The 1,391-nt window shown below is 37.0% G+C and carries 2 protein-coding genes; both read right to left on the bottom strand.

All coding sequences use genetic code 11. The features are described 5' to 3' along the window. The coding region (locus tag BFI01S_RS21890; RefSeq protein ID WP_501162079.1) for a DUF1672 family protein at nt 1-257 on the bottom strand (257 nt) is incomplete at its 3' end. A gap of 75 nt (nt 258-332) precedes the next feature. Then, nucleotides 333-1,271, bottom strand: a complete 939-nt coding sequence (locus BFI01S_RS21895) for a DUF1672 family protein (protein ID WP_061794447.1) — start codon at nt 1,269-1,271, stop codon at nt 333-335. Between the last annotated feature and the right edge of the window lie 120 nt (nt 1,272-1,391).

The raw sequence follows: 1,391 nt of genomic DNA on the forward strand, positions 1-1,391 counted from the left end.
AAAAAACTGGTGGCAGCTTCCACTATCTGAGCAAGATTTTTATCAGCAATTTCATCTGTCACTCTTCCGTATGGTAATGCATAGCCTTCACCAGTATAATCCTGAACGCTAATCCTAGTTTCTTCAGAAGGGGCAGCCTGTGTATCTTTTGTTTGCTCATTTTTCTGGTAGTTGTTTGAGTTGATCATGCCGGAGCATCCTCCAAGCATGAAAGAAGTTCCCATACTGCAGAGTAAAACTTTTGCTTTCTTGTGCATGAATCAGTCCTCCCTAATGTTATCAAAATAATACATTTACAAGTTTAAACAGGGGATTGGGGAGGTGAAATTCTCTTACTCCTTCACAATAGAGTCAGGGTAATCTCTCTCTAAGGAACTTTCTTTAAAGCCCTCAGAAGTTTCCCTATGGATATAGTTATCATTAAGGACTATCCCATAAGAGCCCCTTGGGATATTTTTCATTTCTTCCACATCTTTTACAACCTGATTAAAGATTTTTTCACTTGGTTTAGCATCCTTGTCTTTCATAAATAGCTGAATCCCAATTGTTAAATTTTCTGCTGAAAATTTACTTTCATCAAATGCGACTTTTAGTTTTTCAACACTTTCCTTAGGATTACTTAGGTATAACTTATATACTGGAATAATTGATTCATCGTTCTTGGATGTTGATATTAGATAGTAAGGTGTCATAAAGCCATACCCGCCAACATTTTGAAGAGCTTCTTTTGTTTTTCCTGTTATTTCACCTTCAGCAGCGAGGGAATCGAAGTACTTATCAAGCTGTTGGAACTCTTCCTTGAAAATCATATGATAGAGTCCGCCTTTGATGGCATTCTGTACTTGAAAATCATCCGCCCAAATCTTGTCTATATCTATTTTATTCTCTTTTTCAATAATCGGTACTACTGCATAAGTATAGAAATGCGGTTCTCCAACAGATTCGACAAATACTGTTGCACCATCTTCGGCACCAACCACATTATGGACCTTTACTTCCGTTTTATATTTTTCCTGGAAAAACTTTTTAGTAGCTTCGTCAATCTGAGCTTTGTTTGCTTCAGCAATTTTATCCGATTCTTTTCCATTCGCAAGAGAATAACCTTTCCCAGTATAATCCTGTACACTGATAAACGTATCACCAGAAGGCAAGGTTTTTACTTCTTTTGCTTTTCCACTGTCATGACTGGTATTTGTACTCATACCAGAACATCCTCCAAGCAGGAGGGTTATGCCAACACTGAAGAGTATCTTTTTTGTTTTTCTGTGCATTAGTTACATGTCCTCCTAAAGGAATATGCTACTGAACTAACATCATTCTTTAATAATATCATTCACTAGATCGATTGAATTATCTCCCATCCCGCTGGAGCTCTGCTTATCAATAAAATG

Source organism: Cytobacillus firmus NBRC 15306 (assembly GCF_001591465.1).
GTDB classification, from domain to species: Bacteria; Bacillota; Bacilli; order Bacillales; family Cytobacillaceae; genus Cytobacillus; species Cytobacillus firmus.

Excerpts from the sequence above, each read along its gene's own strand:
- BFI01S_RS21895 (WP_061794447.1), bottom strand. The coding sequence starts at position 1,271 with ATGCACAGAAAAACAAAAAAGATACTCTTCAGTGTTGGCATAACCCTC.